Consider the following 238-nt stretch of genomic DNA (forward strand, 5'->3'; position numbering starts at 1 on the left):
TCTGCATGCTCACCTTCTATATGTTCCGAAAAACGTATATCTTTTTCTAACATTTCAGCGTACTTCTCATTAATTCTTACAATCATTTCCGCTAATTCATGTCCTTCTACATACTCAGCCACATTTTTATCTAATAACAGTTTAGATAGTCCTGCAAAAATTCTTTGATTATCCTTTTTGATTTCGTGCACTTCTCCTGCTATTTTTAATGCTGTTTTGCTATTTAAATCATCGTTCG

The 238-nt window shown here is 32.8% G+C and carries 1 pseudogene; it reads right to left on the bottom strand.

What is annotated here, in order from left to right:
• Positions 1-238 (bottom strand): annotated as a pseudogene (locus tag SB775_RS33610) (ATP-binding protein); the annotation flags it as partial.

Source organism: Peribacillus sp. SIMBA_075 (assembly GCF_046534585.1).